The organism is Paenirhodobacter ferrireducens (genome assembly GCF_004022265.1).
GTDB lineage: Bacteria > Pseudomonadota > Alphaproteobacteria > Rhodobacterales > Rhodobacteraceae > Rhodobacter > Rhodobacter ferrireducens.
Genome location: NZ_SAVB01000015.1, coordinates 24,143 through 45,177 on the forward strand (window position 1 = coordinate 24,143; position 21,035 = coordinate 45,177).

A 21,035-nucleotide genomic window follows, 5' to 3' on the forward strand; every position below is an offset into this window, starting at 1 on the left:
CCCCTCAGGGCAGGGAAATATCGACCCAGACAAGGGCGCGGCGCGGTGGGGTCTCGCCCGTTTCCGGCCAGATCACCCCCGCGCCGGTGACCGTCAGATCGGCCGAAGGCAGGATGTAATCAAGCCGCAGCGGCGCGCCATAGAGGGCCGTGGCCGTGCCCTTCGCACCTGCCGGCCGCAGGTCCTGCAACCGCGGGTCAGCGAGCAGCGCCACCAACGCGTCCCGCCGCCCCTCGCCCGCCACCGGGTCGATATCGGCATCCCCCAGGATCGCGAAGGGTGCGAGCGGCGGTGGCACCGGCAACGCGCCGTCGAGATAGCGCAGCCAGAAAGCGGTCTCGTCGCGGTTGCGCCGGCCGTTACGGTCCTCGGGCCCGTCGAAGAGCGGCGGCGTCGCGGCGAAGGCCAGCAGGTGCAGATCCCGCCCCGAGGGCAGTACGAGCGGCACATCCCAATGCCCGGTCGAGGACAGCCGCTGCACCGCCCGCGCCCCGGGTGAAAGGCCGGCGCCGTCGATCAGATTGCCGGGCAGATCAGCCCAGAGAACGGCCGAGAAGTCGCGCGCGGCCTCCGCCCGCAACTGCAGCCGCGACAGCAGCGCCATGCCCCCCTGCCCGGTGAAGCGACCATAGCCCTGCGCATCGCGCGGCTCGCCCGTCCGGCCGTTGCCGTCCAGGTCGAGCCCGCTCTGCATCCCGGCATTCGGGCGGGGCGCATAGCGATGCGGATAGGCGAGCCCGGCCGCCTTCAGCGCCGCGGCAAAGGCCGCAAGCGCCATGCCGTCGTGATCCCAGTCAAAGCCCGTGAGCAACAGCACGTCGGGCCGCACCCCGGCGATCAGCGCCACCGCCGCGGCCACCTTCGGCGCGCCCGTCTCGATGTCGGCCAGCAAGAGCCCCGGCCCGCGCCGGCTGAGCCCGGCGTCCCAGGTGGCGAGCCGCAGGCTCTCGGCCGCGGCGGGCCGGGCCAGAAGGCACAGCGCGGCAATCAGGCCGGCAGCAGACCGGCGGCACCCGCCTCGCGGCGCTTGTCCTCGATCATCTGCGCGATCCGGCCGACCGCGATGCCGCGCATGAAAAGGCTTGCCGGAAGGAATGCCCATGCCGTCACCACCCAGATCATCGTCAGCGGATTGTCGAGCGTGACCGGCGAAACCGCGACGGAGACCGCCTTGATCACCACCGGCACGAGGAAGGGCAGAAGGAAGCCCAGCGAGATGTTGAACCAGGCGTCGCGACGCAGCCGCTCCACCACATCGGCGCCCGCCGTCGGCTCGAACGTGGGCAGGTTCACCCAGACGTTGAAGCTGCCCTGCGCCTTCGGCCAGCCGAGCGCCCGGATCGTCACCACGAAATAGCCAAGCGCGATCAGCGCCGTCATGTAGGCGATGCCAGCCGCGGTGCGCAGCGCCTCGATGCGCGCGGCGGGGGCATCCTCGGGCAGGATCAGCACCAGAAGCCGCACCGGGCTGTAAGGGATGTCGACCGAGCGTGCCATCATCGCGCCGAGCACATAGACGAATTGCGACAGCGTCGATGGCTCGACCTGTGCGAGCGCGGTCACCGAAAGCAGGGTCACCATAGCGAAAAGGGCGATGAATCGGACGCGGTTGTAGGGCGGCGCGTCGCGGAACTCGATCAGACCGGGATAGACCGCGGCATATTCGAAGAAGGTGATTGCGGCGGCAAAGAAGGAGACGAGGGCGACAATCTGGATGGAATCGTCGCTGACGATGGATAGCGTCAGCGACGGAATGGACACCACCCACGCCACGAGCAACGCCCGCAGCAATGCACCTGCATAGCGAGAAACCACGATACTGCCCTTTGCCTTCCGCGCCCCCGATCGGATGCCGGGGTTTTGCCGTCTGGACCCGCCGACTATGACGGAATGCCTCATTCTTGCCTTGATTTTGTCCATTTTTGCCTCGGCTGGCAATGTCTGCTTCATCAATGGCGCGGCAATCAGGCCATTTGCCGCGGGAACTGGTGCGGTATTACATCAAATGCAGCGCAAAAATAAGGCCGCCCCGGAGGACGGCCTTGATCTTGTGTTTCAAGGGCTTGCAGCCACCAGAGGGATCAGACCCAGGGGCGCGACTGCGCGGCCTGCGACTCGAAAGCGTCGATCGCGGCGACCTTTTCCAGCGTCAGCCCGATGTCGTCGAGACCGTTCAGCAGGCAGTGCTTCTTGAACGGGTCGATCTCGAAGGGAATCACCACGCCGTCCGAGGTGGTGATCTCCTGCGCCTCGAGATCGACCGTCATCCGCGCATTCGAGCCCTTCTCGGCGTCCTTCATCAGCAGGTCGACCTGCTCCTGCGGCAGCACGATCGGCAGCATGCCGTTCTTGAAGCAGTTGTTGAAGAAGATGTCGGCAAACGAGGTCGAGACGATCGCCTTGATACCGAAATCGGCGAGCGCCCAGGGTGCGTGCTCGCGCGAGGAGCCGCAGCCGAAGTTGTCACCGGTGACGAGGATCTCGGCGTTGCGATACTGCGGCTTGTTCAGCACGAAGTCGGGCTTTTCCGTGCCGTCGAGGGTGTAGCGCATCTCGTCGAAGGCATGCACGCCAAGCCCGGTGCGCTTGATCGTCTTCAGAAAGCCTTTCGGGATGATCATGTCGGTGTCGATGTTGACCAGCGGCATCGGTGCCGCGATCCCCGTGAGTTTCGAGAATTTCTGCATTTTCAGTCTTTTCCGATTTTCCTGAGCGCAAGGCCCAGAGCAATGAGGGAAGAGCCGATCACCACCAGCTCGACAGCCAGCAGCGTGCCGAGCAGGACCGGGCTCGATTCAGGGACAGTGAACAGGATGAAGAGGCCAAGCCCGCCAGAGATGAGGCCCGAGAGCAGCATCGTCCAGAAGGTCGAGGTGCCGGTGAAGGAGAAGGCCACGATCAGCCGCCCGATGCCCGAGGCGAAGAACAGCGCACCCACCACGATGGTCAGCGACACCAGTCCGGCAAGCGGATGCGCCAGGATCCAGACCCCGACCACGAGGTCGAGCAGGCCAAAGCCCATCAGCCAGCCGCGCGCCGGGATCGTTTTGTCCGAGAACCCGGCCCAGAGCGCGAAGACGCCGCTGAGCAGGAACATCCAGCCCACGAAGACCGCCACGGCAAGCGAGGCGGGCAGCGGGAACAGGATCGCGACCAGCCCGCCCAGAAGGGCGAGCGTGCCGGCGACGAAAAGGGAAGTCGTGCCTTTCATGGGTCCACTCCTATGAGGTTTGCCGAAAGCTTACCCCATCCGCCCGATGTTCACATCAGTTCCCGTACGTCGGTCAGATGGCCGGTGATCGCCGCCGCCGCCGCCATCGCCGGCGAGACGAGGTGGGTGCGGCCGTTGCGGCCCTGACGGCCCTCGAAGTTGCGGTTCGAGGTCGAGGCGCAGCGCTCGCCCGGGCTCAGCTGGTCCGGGTTCATCGCGAGGCACATCGAGCAGCCGGCAAGCCGCCACTCGAAGCCCGCGTCGATGAAGATCTGCGCGAGGCCTTCCTCTTCCGCCTGCAGCCGCACGAGGCCCGAGCCGGGCACGACCATGGCGCGCATGCCGTCCTTGACCTTCTTGCCCTTCACGATCTCGGCCGCGGCGCGCAGATCCTCGATCCGGCCGTTGGTGCAGGAGCCGATGAAGACCGTGTCGATGGCGATGTCGGTCAGCTTCATGCCGGGCGTCAGCCCCATGTAGTCGAGCGAGCGCTTCGCCGCCTCGACCTTGCCGCCGCGGAAGTCCTCGGGCGAGGGCACCACGCCCGAGATCGGCAGCACGTCCTCGGGCGAGGTGCCCCAGGTCACGACCGGCTCGATCTCTTCGCCCTTCAGCGTGACGACCTTGTCGAACTGCGCACCCTCGTCGGTGAAGAGGGTCTTCCACCAGGTCAGCGCGGCCTCGAACTGCGCGCCCTTCGGCGCATGCGGGCGGCCCTTGATGTATTCGAAGGTGGTCTCGTCGGGGGCGATCAGCCCGGCGCGGGCGCCGCCCTCGATCGCCATGTTGCACACCGTCATCCGGCCTTCCATCGACAGATCGCGGATCGCCTCGCCGCAATATTCGATGACATGGCCGGTGCCGCCGGCGGTGCCGGTCTTGCCGATCACCGCAAGGGTGATGTCCTTGGCGGTGACGCCCGGACGCAGCTTGCCGGTGATCTCCACCTTCATGTTCTTCGACTTCTTCTGGATCAGCGTCTGCGTCGCCAGAACGTGCTCGACCTCCGAGGTGCCGATGCCGTGGGCGAGCGAGCCGAAGGCGCCATGCGTCGCAGTGTGGCTGTCACCGCACACGACGGTCATGCCCGGCAGCGTCCAGCCCTGCTCGGGCCCGACGATATGCACGATGCCCTGACGGATGTCGGAGACCGGGTAGTAGTTGATGCCGAAGTCCCTGGCGTTCTTGTCGAGCGCCTCGACCTGGATCCGGCTTTCCTCGTTCTTGATCCCCTGCTCGCGGTCGGGGGTGGTCGGAACGTTGTGGTCGGGAACGGCGATGGTCTTCTCCGGCGCGCGCACCTTGCGGCCAGCCATGCGCAGCCCCTCGAAGGCCTGCGGGCTGGTCACCTCGTGCACGAGATGGCGGTCGATGTAGAGCAGGCAGGTGCCGTCGGCGTCTTCGGAGACGACGTGGGCATCCCAGATCTTGTCATAGAGGGTCTTCGGAGCGGACATGGCTCTCTCTTTCGATGGCTTGTAACGGATCGGGCGGGCGGCCGGGCAAAGGGCGCGGCCGCAGGCGACAGGGGCGCAAAGGGCGCCCCCGCGCCGACATCAAAGTCGGGCGAGGATGGAGCGGCTTTCGCCGTAGAAGCGCTCTTTCAGGCGAGCGCGGTCATCCATGTCGAAAACGGTGATCATGCCCGGCGATATAGGCGATCGACCACCCGCAGGCAAGAAAATCTCGCCCCGCCGCAGCGCAGCAAGGACCGCAGGGGTTGACAATCGGCGCCAAATCGCAGAGCCGGCGCGGATTGCGCGCCCCGATCGGTTGAGATTTCAGGGGCGCGATGCTACGTTTTTGTCATGCCCCGCGCCGGGGCGGAGGCGGCGCGCGAACCTTCGGAGGACAATGTCCTGTCTCATCTCTCACTCGCGTCCGGTGTCTCGGACGCAAAGGCGGCACCCATGAGCACCAAGCTCGCCGGGGCCGACCCCACGAGCGACCAGATTCTGGCGCGCGTGATTTCTTCGCTCGAGGACGACAAGGCCGAGGACATCATCACGATCGACCTGCGCGGCCGGTCGTCGATCGCGGATTACATGGTGATCTGCTCGGGCCGCAGCTCGCGTCAGGTCGGCGCCATCGCCGAGAAGCTGGTCGAGCGGCTGAAGGAAGACTTCGGACGCAACAGCAAGATCGAGGGCAAGGACCAGGGTGACTGGGTCCTGATCGACACGCAAGACGTCATCGTCCACGTGTTCCGCCCCGAGGTGCGCGAGTTCTATCAGCTCGAGAAGATGTGGATGCCTTCGGGCGCCCACGTCTGATCCGGCGATGAAGGTGACGGTCTGCGCGGTCGGCCGGCTGCGCAAGGGGCCCGAGCTCGACCTGATCTCCGATTATCTCGAACGGTTCTCCAAGGCCGGGCGGTCCTACGGACTGGGCCCGGCCTCGGTCGTCGAGGTCGAGGACAAGAAGAACCTCGGGATGGAGGCGGAGGCGGTGCTGCTCGAGCGCGCGATCCCGGCCGGCGCGGTGCTCGTCACGCTTGACGAGCGCGGCGATCTCGTCACCTCGCCCGAGTTCGCGGCGAAACTCGCGGGCTGGCGCGATGCCGGGCGCGATCTGGCCTTCGTCATCGGCGGCGCCGACGGCATCGCCCCCGCGCTGCGTGCCAAGGCCGACTGGTCGCTCAGCTTCGGGAAGATGGTCTGGCCGCACATGCTGGTGCGGGTGATGCTGGCCGAACAGCTGTATCGTGCCGGCCAGATCCTCGCCGGCACGCCCTATCACCGCGCCTGAACCGCAACGCGGCCTCAGGCCGCCAGCAGCCCCTGCTCACGCATCGCCGCGATCATCATCGCGCCGCATTCCGCCGTGGCGTGGATGCCATCCTCCGCCATCAGGTTGTCCGGCAGGAAACCGTCCTCTCCCGCCAGATCCTCGGCCGGATCATAGACGGTCAGGCCGACGCCGCGCAGATCCTCGACGATGATGTGCTGGAAGCTGTCGTAATTCGGCCGGTCATGCACCCGCGGCGGCACTACGACGATCAGCGTCGTCAGCCGCGCAAGGCGGCGCAACAGCCGAAAATGCCGTCGCCGGTAGTGCTGCACGTATTCCTTCGCAAAGGCGCGCGAGGCGGTCAGCCCTTCGGTGATCCCGGCGGCGTCCTCCTCCTGCACCTGATGGCCGTTCCAGCCGAAGGGCGGCACCAGCCGGCCAAGGTGGAAGCCGACCGTGGTCAGCACCGGGATTCCCGAGGCAAAGACATCGGCGACACCGAGCTTCTCGCGCAGCGCACGCAGCTGACCCGCAGCGCGCGGAATGCCCCGTACCTCGAGCCCGTTCTCGCCCAGTGCGAAGCGCTGGTCGTGCCAGCCGGCACCGGAGAATTGCAGCTCCTCGGCCGGCAGGCCCAGAAGATCCGCGCCCTGCTTCAGCGCGATGGCGTGGCTGTCGCCGAGGATCAGCAGGTCGGGCTTAGCGCTCATTGAAGGTCTCCAGCAGCATTTCCTCGCAGACCAGTTCCTCGGCCTGCATCTGCGCCTCGACGGCGGCGCGGCCGGCATCGCCGCCCGTCCCCGCCCGCCGCGCCGGCGCCGACAGGTCCAGCCCGGCGAAGAAATGCCGCATCACCAGATCGACGCCGTCATGGGCAATGGCGCGCATGTTCGGCTCGAAGAAGGTCCCGCGCGAGGAGGGCGCGGCGATGATCTCGTAGGAGGGGAAGTAGTCGACCTGCGCGTGGCTGTTCGCCATGTCGCCCGCCACCGCCCGCAGCACCGATTTCGAATATTGCGTGGCGACGAGGACGTGATCGCCCGAGGCGGTCGCGACCAGCGGCACCGGCGAGACGGTCAGCAGCACATGCAGATCCGGGTTCATCTGCCACATGATCTGCAACGCCGCCTCGAGATCGCGCAGGATCTCGGGGTAGGTGTAGTTGTGGAAGGCATGCACCCCCTCCTCGAAGGTGCCGACGCCGGTGCCCGGGCAGATCGAATAGCTCTGCCCGGTCGCGGTATTGATCCAGCCCTCGGTGAGGCCGAGGGTGAAGACCAGCACGTCCGCCTCGGTGATGCAGCGGGCGAAGGCGCGCGCCGTCGAGGCGACCGAGGCCTCGGCCTCCTTGCGCGACACGAAGCCCTGCGGCTCGATCTTCGGGCGCAGCATGTCATGCACGAGGCCGGCACCGTCGGTCCAGTATTCGACACTGCCCGCGCCGGCCGCACCGCTCGCCAGCCGCGCCCAGATCAGCAGCTGCGCCGCGGTGTAGATGTTGCCGGTTCGCGCCGAGAACACGCCGTAATTGTATTTCTGCGCGAGTTCCGGCGGGGTGCGGCCCGGCGCCGGTTCGGCGTTCAGCCAGTTCATCTTGCGGCTGATCAGCGCGCGGCTGATGTGCTGGGCAAAGCAGGAGCCGAAGGTGACGAACTGTGCATCCGCAGGCAGCGTCCAGGCCGAGGACCAGAGCTGCGAGAGACCGAAGAGGCCGGCCTCGGCGACACCCGTGCGCCAGAAGGCCTTCGCCGGCAAATGCCGGTAAGGGTTGTCGGATTTCTCGACCATGCTACTCCACCGAAAACACTGAACGAACCGGGGCGATGCTAGGACCGGCCCCCGGAGGCGTCAACTCGGCTTCGCTTGGTCTCAGGGGGTCTCGGCCAGAATCGCGGCAAGCGTGGTGAAACTCGCGGCGGTATCATCGGGCTCGTCACGGGCGATGAAGCCATCGAGCGCCGGCCAGACCCGGATCGCGGCATCGATCACCGGATCCGAGCCCGCGGCATAAAGCCCCGCCTGAATCATCAGCTCGGCCCGGTCATAGGCGCCCAGCAGCCGGCGCGCCCGGGCGATCAGCGCATTTTCGGCCGGGCTCGCCGCATCGGGCAGCGCGCGCGAGACCGAGCGCAGCAGATCCACCGCCGGAAAGCGCCCCCGCTCGGCAATGGTGCGGTCGAGAATGACATGGCCGTCGAGCGTGCCGCGCAGGATGTCGGCCACCGGCTCCTCCATGTCCGAGCCCGCGACCAGCACTGAGAACACCGCGGTGATGTCGCCCGCCCCCTCGGGCCCCGGCCCCGAGCGTTCGGCGAGCGCCATGATCTGATGCGCGGTCGAGGGCGGATAGCCGCGCAGGCTGGGCGGTTCGCCAGCAGCCAGCGCCACCTCGCGATGCGCCTCGGCGAAGCGGGTGACGCTGTCGGCGAGGAACAGCACCTGCCGGCCCGCGTCGCGGAAATGCTCGGCCACCGCCATTGCCGCCCAGGCACAGCGGCGACGCACCAGCGGCGACTGGTCCGAGGTGGCGGCGACGATCACCGAACGCGCCATCCCCTCGGGGCCAAGCACCTTCTCGACGAATTCGCGCAGCTCGCGGCCGCGCTCGCCCACCAGCGCGATGACGACGACATCGGCCGCCACCCCGCGCGCGAATTTCGCCAGCAGCGAGGACTTGCCCACGCCCGAGCCCGCGAAGAGCCCGATGCGCTGGCCCCGCACCAGCGGCAGCAAGGTGTTGAACACCGCTTGCCCGGTTTCCAGCCGCGCACCCAGACGGCGGCGCTGCGCGGCGGGTGGCGGGTCGGCGCGCAGCGGCCGCTCGGCGGTGCCGCGCAAAATCGGCCGGCCATCGAGCGGACGACCGAACGGATCGATCACCCGGCCGATCCAGCTGTCATCGGGGGCGATGCCGGTCTGGCCGAGCACCTCGACCGCATCGCCGATCGACACCCCCTCGGGCGCACAATCGGCCAGCAGCGTCACCGCCTCGGGCCGCAGCCCGATCACCTCGGCGCCGAAGAGCTTTCCCGCGCTGCAGCGGATCTGCGCCCGGTCGCCAAGGCACGCCCGAACCGACAGCCCGCCCGCCTCGATCGTGCCACCGCCCACGGCCAGCACCCGCCCCACCGGGCGCAGCGCCGCAATCTCCGCGATCTCCGCGCGCAACCGCTCGAGCCCTGCCGACGCCATTCCGGCCTCCCTTGTTTCTGAAAGGTTTTCTTAAATGATTCGCCGTTAAGCGAGTGTTGATGGCGCGGAGGAGAAACCCCGGTGTTCGAGAAGATCCAGCTGCTGCAGATGGCCCAATCGATGGCCCGGCAGGCCGCGTTCCGGCAAAATGCCGTGGCGCAGAACGTCGCAAACGCCGACACCCCCGGCTATCGCGCCCTCGACGTGCCAAGCTTTGCCGAGACCTATCAGGATGAGCTCGCCACCCCGATGCGGGCAACGCGCATGGGCCATCTGGGCGCCTCGAACGGCCTCGCCGTGGCGATGGCCCCCGACCCGAAGGCCGAGGCGACCTCGCCCGACGGCAATTCCGTCTCGCTCGAGGACGAGATGGTGAAGTCGGTCGAGGTGCAGCGCTCGCACAACCTCGCGCTCGCGGTCTATCGCAGCTCGCTCGACATCCTGCGCACCAGCCTCGGAGGGAAGTGACGATGAGCGATTTCAATTCGGCCTTCTCTCTCGCCGCCTCGGGGATGAAGGCGCAGGCGCAGCGGCTGCGGCATGTGTCCGAGAACATCGCGAACGCCGACACCCCCGGCTATCACCGCAAGATCGCGTCCTTCGAACAGGTCGCCGAGATGGGCGAGACCACCGGCGCGGTCGCCCTCGGCCCGGTCGAGCTCGACCGCTCGGATCCCGGGCGGGTCTACGACCCGTCGAACCCGCTCGCCGACGAGACCGGCTATTACGAAGGCTCGAACGTCGACCTCGTGGTCGAGATCGCCGACGCGCGCGAGGCGCAGCGCAGCTACGAGGCGAACCTGAAGATGTTCGACCAGACCCGACAGATGTCCTCGGCGCTGCTTGACCTGCTGCGGCGTTAATTCAGAAAGGCCCCCTCCCCACCATGGAACTCAGCACGTCCGTCGCCGCTCAGGCCTATGCCCGCGCGCGATCCGCCGCAGCCCCGGACACGGGCTCGGCCGCGCAAACCACGCTCGGCTCTCTCGCCAACAGCTTCGAGGCGACGCTGCGCTCGGGCGAGGAGACGGCCAAGGCCACGATGCTCGGCAAGGCCGATCCGCATTCGCTGGTGCAGGCCCTGGCCGAGACCCAGCTGGCCGTCGAGACCGCGGTCACCGTGCGCAACAAGGTGGTCGAGGCCTATCAGGAAATCCTGCGGATGCCGGTGTGAGATGAACGACCTCGTCTTCTTCGACACCACGCGGCAGGCGCTGTGGATCGCGGTGATGATCTCGGCCCCGATGCTGACCGTGGCGCTGATCGCCGGCGTCACCATCGGCCTGTTTCAGGCGCTGACCTCGGTGCAGGAGATGACGCTGACCTTCGTGCCGAAGGTGGGGGCGATGCTCGTCGTGTTCTGGGTGTCGATGTCCTTCATGTCGGAGACGCTGGTCGATTTCTTCACCACACGGATCATTCCGATGATCGCCGGGAGCTGAGCCATGGACAACGCGATCTACGCCACCCTTGCCCGCCAGTCCGGCCTGATGCGCGAGATGCAGAGCGTCGCGAACAACATCGCCAACGTCTCGACCACCGGCTTCCGGCGCGAGGGGGTGGTGTTCTCGGAATATGTCGCCGATCCCGGCCTCGGGGCCGAACCGCTGTCGATGGCCTATGCGCATGGCCGCAACATCGACCTGTCGCAGGGCCCGATCGACCAGACCGGCGGCGCCTTCGACTTCGCGATCGAGGGCGACGGCTTCTTCCAGATCGAGACGCCCGAGGGCAACCAACTGACCCGCGCCGGCAGCTTCACCCCCTCGGCCGAGGGCGAGCTGGTCACCCCCGACGGCTTTCGCCTGCTCGATGCGGGCGGCGCACCGATCTTCGTGCCGACAGATCAGGGCCCGGTCGCGCTGGCGCAGGACGGCACCCTGTCGGTGGCCGGCGCGCCGGTGGCGCAGGTGGGGGTGTTCCTGCCCGCCGAGCCCACCGAGCTGCGCCATGTCGCCGGCACCCGCTTCTCGGCCCCCTCGGGCGTCGAGCCGGCCGAGAAGGCAACCCTGCTTCAGGGCTTCGTCGAGGGATCGAACGTCGACCCCGTGTCCGAAATCTCGCGGATGATCGAGGTTCAGCGCGCCTACGAGCTGGGCCAGAACTTCCTCGACCGCGAGGATGAACGTATCCGCGGCGTCATCTCGACGCTTGGCAAATAGGAGATCTGAATGCGTGCCCTGCAGATAGCCGCCACCGGGATGAGTGCCCAGCAAACGCGGGTCGAGGTGATCTCGAACAACCTCGCGAACATGTCGACGACGGCATACAACGCCCGCCGCGCCGAATTTGCCGACCTGTTCTACCAGCAGCAGACCCGCCCCGGCACGATCAGCTCGACCGACGGCACGGTGCTCCCGGCAGGGGTGCAGCTCGGCCTCGGCGTGCGCCCGACGGCAGTCAGCGTGAACCTCGCGCAGGGCACGCTCACCCAGACCGGCGGCGATCTCGACCTTGCCATCGACGGTCCCGGCTATCTCGAGGTGACAATGCCCTCGGGCGCCTCGGGCTATACCCGCGACGGCGGGCTGAAACGCTCGCCCGATGGCGAGATCGTCACCTCGGACGGCTATCCGGTGGCCCCCGGCATCACCATCCCCGACGATGCCAGCACGCTCGCGATCAACGCCGCGGGCGAGGTCTATGCCTATTTCAACACCCAGGTGCAGCCGCAGCTTCTGGGCCAGATCACGCTGGCCGACTTCAGCAACGACAAGGGGCTCGAGGCGATCGGCTCGAACCTCTTCCTCGAGACCGAGGCCTCGGGCCCGCCGCAGGTCTCCGACCCCGGGCAGAACGGGCTTGGCACGCTGCGCCAGGGCTATCTCGAGGAAAGCTCGGTCGATGCGGTGCGCGAGATCACCGAGCTGATCAAGGCGCAGCGCGGCTACGAGCTGAACGCCAAGGTCATCACCGCCGCCGACGAGATGCTCGGCGCCACCACGCAGCTGCGCTGATGCGGACCGCCCTGCCCCTTGCGCTTGCGCTGCTGGCCGCAGCCCCCGCCCCGGCCGAGACGCTGGTCGCGGCGCGCGTGCTGCGCGCCCAGACCGTGCTGACCGCCGCGGACGTGACGCTCGACGAGCAGACGGTGCCGGGTGCGCTGACCGACCCGCGCGACGCGATCGGGCTCGAGACCCGGGTCGCGATCTATCCCGGCCGGCCGATCCTGCTCGCCGATCTCGGCCCGCCCGCGATCATCGAGCGCAACCAGACCGTGCCGCTCGCCTATCACCGCGGCCCGCTCGACATCCGGACCGCAGGCCGCGCCCTCGACCGCGGCGGCGTCGGCGACACGATCCGGGTGATGAACACCGCCTCCAAGGCCATCGTCCTCGCCACGATTGCGGCCGACGGCTCAACCCAGGTCCAGTCGCAATGAAAGGGCTGCCATGCGTCCGCTGATCCTGATCCTGCTCGCCGGATCGCTTATCGCCTGCCAGAGGCTCGAGAACGTCGGCAAGGTGCCCGGCATGACCCCGGTCGAGGACGGCGACGAGTTCTTCGCGATGAACAGCGCCGCGATGCCCGACCGGCTGAACCGGCAGACCCCCGCGCAGGAGGCCTCGCTGTGGTCGGGCAACCGCGGCTCGCTGCTGGGCGACCGGCGCGCGATGGGGCGCGGCGACATCCTGACCGTGGTGATCGAGATCAACGACAAGGCCGAGATCTCGAACACCACCGACCGCAGCCGCTCGGGCTCGGACAAGATGGGCATCCCGAACCTCGGCGGCATCCCGCAGCGCATCGACCGGCACATGCCCGACGGCGCCTCGATGGCCAATGCCTATGAGACGAATTCAAGCTCCTCCTATCAGGGCGACGGCTCGGTCGCGCGCAAGGAAAAGCTGACGCTGCGGGTGGCGGCGACGGTGCTCGACCGGCTGCAAAGCGGCGTGCTGCGGATCCAGGGCAGTCAGGAGGTGCGGGTGAACTACGAGGTGCGCGAGCTGCTGGTCTCGGGCTTCGTCCGGCCCGAGGACATCAGCCGGCAGAACGAGATCACCTATGACAAGATCGCCGGCGCGCGGATCTCCTATGGCGGGCGCGGCCAGATCACCGATGTGCAGCAACCGCGCTACGGCCAGCAGGTCGCCGACGTGCTGTTGCCGTTCTGAGGCCCTGCGATGCGCCGGCTGATCCTCCCGCTCCTCCTTGCCCTGCTCGGCATCGCCGTCGGCGCTGGCGCCGGCTATGTCCTGCGCCCGGCCGCGCCGGCGCAGGCCGAGACCGGTGCAGCAACGGAACCGGCCGCACCGGCACCGGGCCCGGACCCCGACGCCTCCGGTGAAGGCTCCGAATTCGTGAAGCTGAACAACCAGTTCATCGTGCCCGATCTGGACGACGGCGCAATCGTCTCGCTCGTCGTGCTGTCACTCAGCCTCGAAGTCACAACCGGCGGCACCGAGGCGGTCTATGCGGCCGAGCCGAAGCTGCGCGATGCGCTGTTGCAGGTGCTGTTCGACCATGCCAATGCCCGCGGCTTCCGCGGCGATTTCACCGCCGCCGGGCAGATGGAGGACCTGCGCCGCGCGCTGCTCGAGGCGGCGCGCCGCATCCTCGGTCCGACGGTGAAGGCAGTGCTGATCTCCGACATCGCGCGCCAGGACCACAACTGAGCCCGGCCCCCGGGCTCAGCGACGCTGCCCCTTGCGCAACCGTTCGGTGATCCGTTCAAGCACCTGCTGACGGCCCACCGCCTGCGCCGCCACGGCGAGCTGCGCAGCCTTCTGCGCCTCGGCCTCGGCAAGCGCCGCGCGCAATGCCGCATCCTGGCCATCGACCCAATGGCTGAACTGCTCGGCCGCCTGCGCCGCGACAACCGAGCCCTGCCCGTCGCGCCGTGCGCTCTGCGCCGCCTCGGCCAGCTCGGCGCGCGCCGCACGCAGCCGCACCTCCTCGTCCGCCCGTGCCGCGAGTTCGGCAAGCGCGATCTCGCGCCGCATCCGTGCGATGCGGTTCAGCCCGGCCAGATCCTTCGCACGCATCACCGCCTGCCTTTCGCGCGGGCGCGCATCTTCTCGGCGAAGCGGATCGCGGCGGCTACGGCGCGATACTGCTCGGGCCGGATCTCCGCGCCGATGTCGATCGTCGCATAGAGCGCGCGCGCCGTTGGCGGGTCGGAATGGATCGGCACCGCCGATTTCTGCGCCACCTCGCGGATCCGCGCGGCGATCTCGTCCACGCCCTTGGCGACGCAGACCGGCGCCCGGCCAGAGCCACGCTGCCATTGCAGCGCAACCGCGTAATGGGTCGGGTTCACCACCACCACGTCGGCCTTCGCGACCTCGGAAATCATCTGCCGCGTGGCGATCGCAATCGCCTTCTGCCGACGCTGCTGACGGATATGCGGATCGCCCTCGGACTGCTTCATCTCGTCCATCAGCTCCTTGCGCGTCATCCGGTTGCGGCGCAGGAATTCGGCGCGCTGCCACAGATAGTCGATCGCCGCGATCACCACCGCGATCACCGCGAGCAGCGTCAGGAAATCGAGCAGCATCCGCAGCATCTCGCCCACCGCGATCTGCACGCCCATTTCCTGCGTGGCGATGATCTGCGCCACCTTGCCCGACAGGAACCGCGCCAGGATCACCGCGATCACCACCAGCTTGACGAAGCTTTTCAGGAATTCGAAAAGCCCGGTGCGGCCGAATTTCTGCCGCGCATTGCCCAGCGGGTCGATGCGGCTGAGCTTTGGCATGATCTTGTCGGGCGCGACGACAATCGCCCGCTGCGCCAGCAGCGCGAGCAGCACGAGGACAGCGGGCGCCAGCAGCCACAGCATCGCCGGCCCCAGCATCCGCGCCACCACCCCCGCGGCCACCGCGCCGCCACCGCCCAGCATCTGCCGCGACAGCCCGTCCGCCTGATCGAGCAGCACCATCGCCTGATCGCCAAAGGCAATCAGCGCCCGCCCGCCAAGCGCGAGCGAGGCCAGCAGGATGCCGCCATAGGCCGCGGCGACGGTGATCTCGCTCGAGCGCACGATATCGCCCTTGCGTCGCGCTTCCTCGAGCTTGTGCGGCGTCGGGTCAAACTCGCGTTCGCTGTCGTCCTCCTCGCTCATCGGTGGATCTCGAACGGATCGGCGATGAAGGCGTCGAAGGCGCCGTACCAGAGCATCAGCCCCGAGGGCAGCGCAATGAACAGCAGGATCAGCCCGCCGAGCGTCAGCGCCGGCGCCCCGACGAAGGCCACCATCAGCTGCGGCATGGCGCGGTTGATGGCGCCAAGCGCGACGTTGTAGACCAGCGCGCCCAGCACGAAGGGCATGGCGATGGAGAAGGCGAGGGTGAAGGTCTGTGCGACGCCCGACAGCCCCCAGGCCTGCACCAGCGCCCCGTCCGGGACGCGGCCCGGCGGCAGCGCGTCATAGGACAGCACCAAAAGCTGCGCGAGCTTGACCGGCAGGCCGAGATGCACCGCCATCGCCAGCCCCGACAGGATCAGAAGGTTGCCGACCGCGGGTTGCGGCTCGCCATCGGTGCCGCCGAAGAGCTGCGACAACGAGATCGACTGCGCGATCATCGTGCCCGCGACCTGCAGCGCCAGCACGAAAAGCCGCAGCATCATCCCGAGCAAAAGGCCGATCAGCACCTCGGCAAACAGCACCGGCGAAAAACCCGCCACCGGCAGTGCGGGGCCGAGCGCGGGCAGCACGATCAGGGTGAAGGCCACGGCCAGCGCCAGGCGCACCCGCATCGGCAGGAACTGCTCGCCGAAGGCCGGCATCAGCGCCATCGCCGCACCGACGCGCAGGAAGACGACGAAGGCCGCGGCCAGAAAACCCTGCGCCTGCGCCATCAGCTGCGCAAGATCGGCCGTCATGTCGGCACCACGCCGACCATCGCCGGACGCGCATCGAGGCCGATCTCCTCGAAGCTGAGCACCGGCGTGGTGAGCCCCTTCGCCCCCAGCACCGTGCGCAGGAAACGCCGCCGCCGGGTCGAGGTGACGAGCGCCGGGAAGATCCCGGCCTCACCCGCCCGCGCGATGCGCTCGGCCACATTGGTGGCAAGGCGGTTGAACTTGTCGGGCGGCAAGGCAACGTCGCCCGCGCCGCGATCGCCCGGCAGCTGATGGGCAGCGAAGGTCTCCTCCCACTCGGGCGCAAGCTGCAGAAGCGGCAGCGTGCCGTCCTCGCGCTTCAGTTCGGCCACCAGCTGGAAGCCGAGACGCTGGCGCACATGCTCGCAGATCGCCTCGGGCGATGGCAGCGCGCGCACCTCGGCGATCGCCTCGACGATCAGCAGCAGGTTGCGGATCGAGACCCGCTCCTCGAGCAACAGCCGCAGCACCGCAAGCAGCAGATCGACCGGCACCTTGTCGGGGATCAGCTCGTCGAGGATGCGCCGGTTCGACTCGGCGCGTGCCGGGTCGGACAGGTTGCCCATCTCCTCGAGCAACCGGCGCAGCGCGCGCAGCGTCATCAGACGCGGGAAGTTGCGCTTGATGACCTCGAGCAGATGCGTCGCCAGCACCTCGGTCGGCGAGACCACGGTCGAGCCGGACAGCGACGCCTCTTCCTGCTGCGCGCGCGGCAGCCAGCGCGCCGGGGCACCATAGACCGGCTCGCGCACATCCTCGCCCTCGGGCAGCAGGTCGCGGTTGTCAGCGATCAGCGCCAGCACCCGGTCGGGATGCAGCCGGTCCTTCGCCTGCTCGACCCCCTGGATGCGGATGCGATAGCAGCCGGGGTCGAGCGTCGGGTCGTCGGTCAGCCGGATCTCGGGCAGGATCAGCCCGTAGCTTGCCGCGACATGGTTGCGCATGTTCGAGATCCGCGCATCGAGGCCGGTGGCCGGGTCGAGCGCCATCGCCACCAGATCGGGCGCGAATTCGACATGGATGTCGTCGACGTCGAGCACATCGCCCATCGAGCGCCGCTTCGGCTCGGCCGGCAGCGGCATCTTCATCGCCTCGCGCCGGGCGCGCTTCTGCTCGGCGCGCTGCACCATCCAGGCAGTGCCGCCGAGCAGAAGCGCCCCCGCCATGAACGGCAGGAAGGGCAGCCCCGGCACCAGCGCAAAGAGCGCCATCAGCACCGCGACGGTGCCAAGCGCCGGCGGATAGCGCGACAGCTGGCGGAACAGGTCCATGTCGGCCGAGCCCTTGGCACCGCCGCGCGACAGCAGGATCGCCGAGGCGATCGAGATGATGACCGCGGGGATCTGGCTGGTCAGCCCGTCGCCCACGGTCAGGATCGCATAGGTTTCCAGCGCACGACCGATCGGCATGCCATGAACCACGGTGCCGATGATCAGTCCGACGACGAGGTTCAGAAGCGTGATCATCAGCCCCGCCACCGCATCGCCCTTGACGAATTTCGACGCGCCGTCGAGCGAGCCGAAGAAGGTGGTCTCGGCCTGTTCGCGCTCGCGCCGGGCGCGGGCCTCGGCATGGTCGATGGCGCCGGCGTTCATGTCGCTGTCGATGGCCAGCTGCTTGCCCGGCATCGCGTCGAGGGCGAAGCGCGCGCCCACCTCGGCCATGCGGCCGGCGCCCTTGGTGATGACGATGAAGTTCACGATCAGGATGACACCAAAGACCACAAGGCCGATCAGCACCGAGCCGCCCATGATAAAATTGGCGAAGCCCTGGATCACATGGCCGGCGGCGCCGGTGCCGGAATGGCCCTGACCGATGATCAGCTTGGTCGAGGAGACGTTCAGCGACAGCCGCAGCATCAGTGAGGCGAGCAGGATCGTCGGAAAGGCGGAAAAGTCGAGCGGCCGCTCGATGAACAGGGTGACGGTGAAGATCAGGATCGCCAGCGCGAAAGAGGCGGCGAGGCCGATGTCCAGCACGAAGGAGGGCACCGGCAGGATCATCATCACGATCACTGCCATCAGCGCGAGGGCGAGCAGGATCGTCGGCTGGAACAGGGTGGTCAGCAAAAGGCGCTGCATTCTCACTCCACCCCGGCGCGGGTCAGCGCGGCGGCGAACAGGCTGGCGCCCGCGGCGGCACCGAGCGGTGGCGGGGCGGCATCACCGCGCTGCAGCAACGGGTAGGTGTTCACCCGCGGCGGCCGCTCTGGCCCGTTCATCGCCTGCACGATATCCGGGATCTCAGGGATGTCGTCGGGCGAGGTCGAGGAACCGCCGGGCGGCAGCGGCATCCCGTCCTGCGCGGCGAAACGCGCGCGCAGGGTGGCAAAGCGCGCGGCGTAGCGGTCGGCAAATTCCTTGGTGCGCGAGTGATAGGCCCCCGCGGCGGCGTTCCACGACCCGGATTCGGCATAAAGCTCGGCCAGGAATTTCGCGGCATAGACCGCGCTCGACATCGGGTCGAACATCTCGTCGATCGACGAGAAATTCTCGTTGTGCCACTTGTAGTTGATCTGGAAGCAGCCGACGTCGAAGCTGCGCGCGCCGCGCTTGAACTCCTGATAGACATAGGCGCGCGCCTCGTCGGGCGTGTCGAACCAGTGCCCGGCGCCCTCCATGTTCACCGTCCAGGGCCAGGGACCGAAGCCCGTGCCGACCTTGCGCCCGCTTTCATTGAGCGCAATCGCCTTCAGCACCGAGACCGGCACACCGGTGCGGCGCGAGGCCTCCTCTGCGGCGCGTTCGCAGCTCGCCGACAGCTCGGCCGGCGTCGCCGCCACAGCCGGCAGGCAGGCCACAAGGGACAGCAGGGCCAAAACGAGGCGCCAGAGGGTCTGCAATGGGTTTCTCCCTGCTTCAGCAGTTCTTGCCGAGGCCGAAGCTAGGGGCTGAATCTTTACATCCGGTAAGTGCCGCTCAGCCCGGCCAGGGCCGCAGCCGACGAATGTAATCCTCGTGCAGAACCGGCGGCGCCACGACCAGCCCGTTCGCCTGCGCCGTGGGGGCGTTGAAGGCGATCGGGCGACCCAGCCGGTCGCTGGCGACGGCGCCCGCACGCTCGGCGATCAGGCTGCCGGCGGCGATGTCCCATTCCCAGGCCGGGCGCAGCGAGATCGTCGCGTCGAACCGCCCCTCGGCCACCAGGCACAGCCGCCAGGCGAGCGAGCTGCGCAGGCTGCGCCGATATTCGGGCACGGGGCCGCGCCACTGTGCGGGATCGTCCGAGAGCTTCGAGGTCAGCACCGTGCTGCCGTCGACCGCGGCCGTGGCGCTTGGCCGGATCGGCTCGCCATTGAGCAGCGCCGGGCCGCTCGCGGTAGCGCTGTAGTGCAGGTTCAGCACCGGCAGATGCACCACCCCCGCCACCACCCGGCCGCGCTCGACCACCGCCAGCGCATGGGCGAAACCGCCCTCCTCATTCAGGAAGGCACGGGTGCCGTCGATCGGATCGACGACGAAGATCCGCTCCGCCTGCAGCCGCGCCGGATCGTCGAGGCTTTCCTCGGAGAGCCAGCCGTAATCGGGCCGCGCCGCGCGCAGCCGCGCCTCGAGCAGGTCGTTGACTGCAAGATCGGCCTCGGACACCGGCCCGGCGCCGGCATCCTTTTCCCAGGCACTCGGCGCATGCTTCCAATAGCGCAGCGCAAGCGCGCCCGCCGCCTCGGCCGCCTCGCTCAGAAGCTGAAGATCCGCGTCATTCTCAGGCCCCGGCAAGCGTCAGCCCCTCGACCAGAAGCGACGGCACCAGATGGCTCAGATGCGCGCGCGCGTCATTTGCCGGGGTGATCCGGCGCAGCATCTCGTGCAGGTTGCCGGCGATGGTGCATTCGTTCACCGGATAGAGGATCTCGCCATTCTCGACCCAGAAGCCCGAGGCGCCGCGCGAATAGTCGCCCGTCGTCGGGTTGATCGTCGCGCCGATGAACGACGTGACCAGAAGCCCCGTCCCCATCTCGGCAATCAGCCCGTCGCGGCCAAGGCGGCCCTGCGTCAGCGCCACGTTGCCGACCGAGGGCGAGGGCGGCGAGGCCGTTCCGCGTGAGGCATTCGCCGTGCTTTCAAGGCCGAGCTTGCGCGCCGTGGCGAGGTCGAGCGTCCAGCCCTGCAGCACGCCATCCGCCACGATCGCGCGCCGCGCCGTGGGCAGGCCCTCGGCGTCGAAGGGGCGCGAGCCCGAGATCCGCGGCCGCAGCGGGTCCTCGATCAGGTTGATGCCGGCGGGCAGAACCTGCGTTCCCATCGCATCGCGCAGCCAGGACGCGCCGCGGGCGATCGCCGTGCCGTTGATCGCCGCCAGAAGGTGGCCGATCAGGCTGCCCGCAATCCGTTCGTCGAACAGCACCGGGAAGGCGCCGGTCTTCGGGCGGCGCGGATTGGCGCGCTCGACCGCGCGTTCGCCCGCCTGCCGGCCGACGCTGTCGGCGGCCGGCAGATCCGACTGGAAGGTGCGGCTTTCGGCCGCCCAGTCCCGCTCCATCGCGAGCCCCTCGCCCGAGATCGCCACCGCCGAGACCGAGCGCGAGCTGCGGGCATAGCCGCCGGAAAAGCCGTTCGTCGCGGCGAAATGCAGCCGCCGCGCGGAATAGGAGGCCGAGGCCGACTGCACCTGCGACACACCCTCGACGGCCAGCGCCGCGGCCTCGGCCGCGCGGGCGTCGTGTTCGAGATCGGCGGCGGCCGGTTCGGCAGAAGGGTCTGCCAGTTCGAGCGCCGCCATATCCCAGCCCCGCGCCAGCTGCGCGGGGTCGGCCAAGCCGATATAGGGGTCTTCGGGTGCCAGCCGCGCCATGGTCACCGCGCGTTCCGCCATCTCGGCGATGGTGCGCGTGGAAATGTCCGAAGCCGAGACGCAGGCCTGACGCTGACCGAGCAGCACGCGCAGCCCGATCTCGACGCCCTCGGCGCGCTCGGCCTGCTCAAGCCGGCCTTCGCGCACGTCGATCGACACCGCCCGGCCATCGACGGCAATCGCGTCGGCAGCCCCCGCACCCGCCTTTTTCGCCGCGTCGAGAAGGGCTTCGGTCAGATCGCTCAGGCGTGTGTCGGACATGGGGTCTCCGTGACTCAAAAGC

Annotated in this window: 26 protein-coding genes; 11 read left to right on the plus strand and 15 right to left on the minus strand. The window is 68.4% G+C overall.

The window, feature by feature from the left end; genetic code table 11:
• Positions 1-4 precede the first annotated feature (4 nt).
• The 5 genes from EOW65_RS11505 to leuC all read right to left on the minus strand — a co-directional run bounded on the left by EOW65_RS11505 (position 5) and on the right by leuC (position 4,668).
• Positions 5-892: an endonuclease/exonuclease/phosphatase family protein gene (locus EOW65_RS11505; RefSeq protein WP_240664651.1), complete on the minus strand. Its 888-nt coding sequence runs from the start codon at positions 890-892 to the stop codon at positions 5-7.
• A 95-nt stretch (positions 893-987) separates the two neighbouring features.
• On the minus strand, positions 988-1,815 hold the full coding sequence (locus EOW65_RS11510) for a hypothetical protein (RefSeq protein WP_128149561.1): 828 nt from the start codon (positions 1,813-1,815) through the stop codon (positions 988-990).
• 266 nt (positions 1,816-2,081) lie between these two features.
• Positions 2,082-2,687, minus strand: a complete 606-nt coding sequence (gene leuD, locus EOW65_RS11515) for a 3-isopropylmalate dehydratase small subunit (protein WP_128149563.1) — start codon at positions 2,685-2,687, stop codon at positions 2,082-2,084.
• A 2-nt stretch (positions 2,688-2,689) separates the two neighbouring features.
• Positions 2,690-3,211: an HdeD family acid-resistance protein gene (locus tag EOW65_RS11520; protein ID WP_128149565.1), complete on the minus strand. Its 522-nt coding sequence runs from the start codon at positions 3,209-3,211 to the stop codon at positions 2,690-2,692.
• Positions 3,212-3,261: 50 nt separating this feature from the next.
• Positions 3,262-4,668 carry a 3-isopropylmalate dehydratase large subunit gene (gene leuC, locus EOW65_RS11525; RefSeq protein WP_128149567.1) on the minus strand — a complete coding sequence of 469 codons (1,407 nt, stop codon included), beginning with the start codon at positions 4,666-4,668 and terminating at the stop codon, positions 3,262-3,264.
• Between the two features lie 453 nt (positions 4,669-5,121).
• Between leuC and rsfS the strand changes: the two genes are divergently transcribed.
• The gene (gene rsfS / locus EOW65_RS11535; RefSeq protein WP_121530766.1) at positions 5,122-5,484 is read left to right on the plus strand and encodes a ribosome silencing factor; all 363 of its coding nucleotides are present in this window, start codon (positions 5,122-5,124) and stop codon (positions 5,482-5,484) included.
• Between the two features lie 7 nt (positions 5,485-5,491).
• Positions 5,492-5,959 (plus strand): 23S rRNA (pseudouridine(1915)-N(3))-methyltransferase RlmH, encoded by a 468-nt coding sequence (rlmH, locus tag EOW65_RS11540; RefSeq protein WP_128149568.1) that lies wholly within the window; start codon positions 5,492-5,494, stop codon positions 5,957-5,959.
• A 14-nt stretch (positions 5,960-5,973) separates the two neighbouring features.
• Here rlmH and EOW65_RS11545 read toward each other — a convergent pair whose 3' ends face one another.
• From EOW65_RS11545 to EOW65_RS11555, 3 genes are all read right to left on the minus strand, one after another.
• A complete protein-coding gene (locus EOW65_RS11545) occupies positions 5,974-6,651 on the minus strand; it encodes a hypothetical protein (RefSeq protein ID WP_128149570.1) in 678 nt (225 codons plus the stop codon).
• Entirely contained in the window at positions 6,641-7,729 is a 1,089-nt protein-coding gene (locus EOW65_RS11550; protein WP_128149572.1) for a GSCFA domain-containing protein, read from the minus strand. The genes EOW65_RS11545 and EOW65_RS11550 overlap by 11 nt, the downstream gene beginning before the upstream one ends.
• 81 nt (positions 7,730-7,810) lie before the next feature.
• On the minus strand, positions 7,811-9,133 hold the full coding sequence (locus tag EOW65_RS11555) for a FliI/YscN family ATPase (RefSeq protein ID WP_128149574.1): 1,323 nt from the start codon (positions 9,131-9,133) through the stop codon (positions 7,811-7,813).
• Positions 9,134-9,214: 81 nt separating this feature from the next.
• Between EOW65_RS11555 and EOW65_RS11560 the strand changes: the two genes are divergently transcribed.
• Genes EOW65_RS11560 through EOW65_RS11600 form a run of 9 tightly spaced genes read left to right on the plus strand, consistent with a single transcriptional unit; the run spans position 9,215 to position 13,752 of the window.
• Entirely contained in the window at positions 9,215-9,601 is a 387-nt protein-coding gene (locus EOW65_RS11560; RefSeq protein ID WP_128149576.1) for a FlgB family protein, read from the plus strand.
• A 2-nt stretch (positions 9,602-9,603) separates the two neighbouring features.
• Positions 9,604-9,996, plus strand: coding sequence for a flagellar basal body rod protein FlgC (gene flgC, locus EOW65_RS11565; RefSeq protein WP_128149578.1), 393 nt, complete (start codon positions 9,604-9,606; stop codon positions 9,994-9,996).
• 23 nt (positions 9,997-10,019) lie between these two features.
• Positions 10,020-10,307 (plus strand): flagellar hook-basal body complex protein FliE, encoded by a 288-nt coding sequence (fliE, locus tag EOW65_RS11570; protein ID WP_128149580.1) that lies wholly within the window; start codon positions 10,020-10,022, stop codon positions 10,305-10,307.
• A 1-nt stretch (position 10,308) separates the two neighbouring features.
• A complete protein-coding gene (locus tag EOW65_RS11575; RefSeq protein ID WP_128149582.1) occupies positions 10,309-10,575 on the plus strand; it encodes a flagellar biosynthetic protein FliQ in 267 nt (88 codons plus the stop codon).
• 3 nt (positions 10,576-10,578) lie between these two features.
• Complete coding sequence (locus tag EOW65_RS11580) at positions 10,579-11,295, plus strand: flagellar hook-basal body complex protein (protein WP_128149584.1); 717 nt, start codon at positions 10,579-10,581, stop codon at positions 11,293-11,295.
• Between the two features lie 9 nt (positions 11,296-11,304).
• The gene (gene flgG / locus EOW65_RS11585; protein ID WP_128149586.1) at positions 11,305-12,090 is read left to right on the plus strand and encodes a flagellar basal-body rod protein FlgG; all 786 of its coding nucleotides are present in this window, start codon (positions 11,305-11,307) and stop codon (positions 12,088-12,090) included.
• Positions 12,090-12,515 (plus strand): flagellar basal body P-ring formation chaperone FlgA, encoded by a 426-nt coding sequence (flgA, locus tag EOW65_RS11590; protein ID WP_128149588.1) that lies wholly within the window; start codon positions 12,090-12,092, stop codon positions 12,513-12,515. Before flgG ends, flgA begins: the two co-directional genes overlap by 1 nt.
• Before the next feature lie 10 nt (positions 12,516-12,525).
• Entirely contained in the window at positions 12,526-13,251 is a 726-nt protein-coding gene (flgH, locus tag EOW65_RS11595; RefSeq protein ID WP_128149590.1) for a flagellar basal body L-ring protein FlgH, read from the plus strand.
• Between the two features lie 9 nt (positions 13,252-13,260).
• Positions 13,261-13,752: a flagellar basal body-associated FliL family protein gene (locus tag EOW65_RS11600; protein WP_128149592.1), complete on the plus strand. Its 492-nt coding sequence runs from the start codon at positions 13,261-13,263 to the stop codon at positions 13,750-13,752.
• A 15-nt stretch (positions 13,753-13,767) separates the two neighbouring features.
• On the opposite strand, the gene EOW65_RS11605 is transcribed toward EOW65_RS11600, so the two are convergent.
• From EOW65_RS11605 to EOW65_RS11635, 7 genes are all read right to left on the minus strand, one after another.
• Positions 13,768-14,121 carry a hypothetical protein gene (locus EOW65_RS11605; RefSeq protein ID WP_128149594.1) on the minus strand — a complete coding sequence of 118 codons (354 nt, stop codon included), beginning with the start codon at positions 14,119-14,121 and terminating at the stop codon, positions 13,768-13,770.
• On the minus strand, positions 14,121-15,200 hold the full coding sequence (locus EOW65_RS11610; protein ID WP_128149596.1) for an EscU/YscU/HrcU family type III secretion system export apparatus switch protein: 1,080 nt from the start codon (positions 15,198-15,200) through the stop codon (positions 14,121-14,123). Before EOW65_RS11610 ends, EOW65_RS11605 begins: the two co-directional genes overlap by 1 nt.
• On the minus strand, positions 15,197-15,961 hold the full coding sequence (locus tag EOW65_RS11615; RefSeq protein WP_128149598.1) for a flagellar biosynthetic protein FliR: 765 nt from the start codon (positions 15,959-15,961) through the stop codon (positions 15,197-15,199). The genes EOW65_RS11610 and EOW65_RS11615 overlap by 4 nt, the downstream gene beginning before the upstream one ends.
• A complete protein-coding gene (flhA, locus tag EOW65_RS11620) occupies positions 15,958-18,042 on the minus strand; it encodes a flagellar biosynthesis protein FlhA (protein ID WP_128149600.1) in 2,085 nt (694 codons plus the stop codon). The genes EOW65_RS11615 and flhA overlap by 4 nt, the downstream gene beginning before the upstream one ends.
• Positions 18,043-18,044: 2 nt before the next feature.
• Entirely contained in the window at positions 18,045-18,803 is a 759-nt protein-coding gene (locus EOW65_RS11625) for a transglycosylase SLT domain-containing protein (RefSeq protein ID WP_128149602.1), read from the minus strand.
• Between the two features lie 76 nt (positions 18,804-18,879).
• A complete protein-coding gene (locus EOW65_RS11630; protein ID WP_128149604.1) occupies positions 18,880-19,677 on the minus strand; it encodes a 3'(2'),5'-bisphosphate nucleotidase CysQ in 798 nt (265 codons plus the stop codon).
• Positions 19,664-21,013, minus strand: a complete 1,350-nt coding sequence (locus tag EOW65_RS11635) for a TldD/PmbA family protein (protein ID WP_128149606.1) — start codon at positions 21,011-21,013, stop codon at positions 19,664-19,666. Before EOW65_RS11635 ends, EOW65_RS11630 begins: the two co-directional genes overlap by 14 nt.
• Between the last annotated feature and the right edge of the window lie 22 nt (positions 21,014-21,035).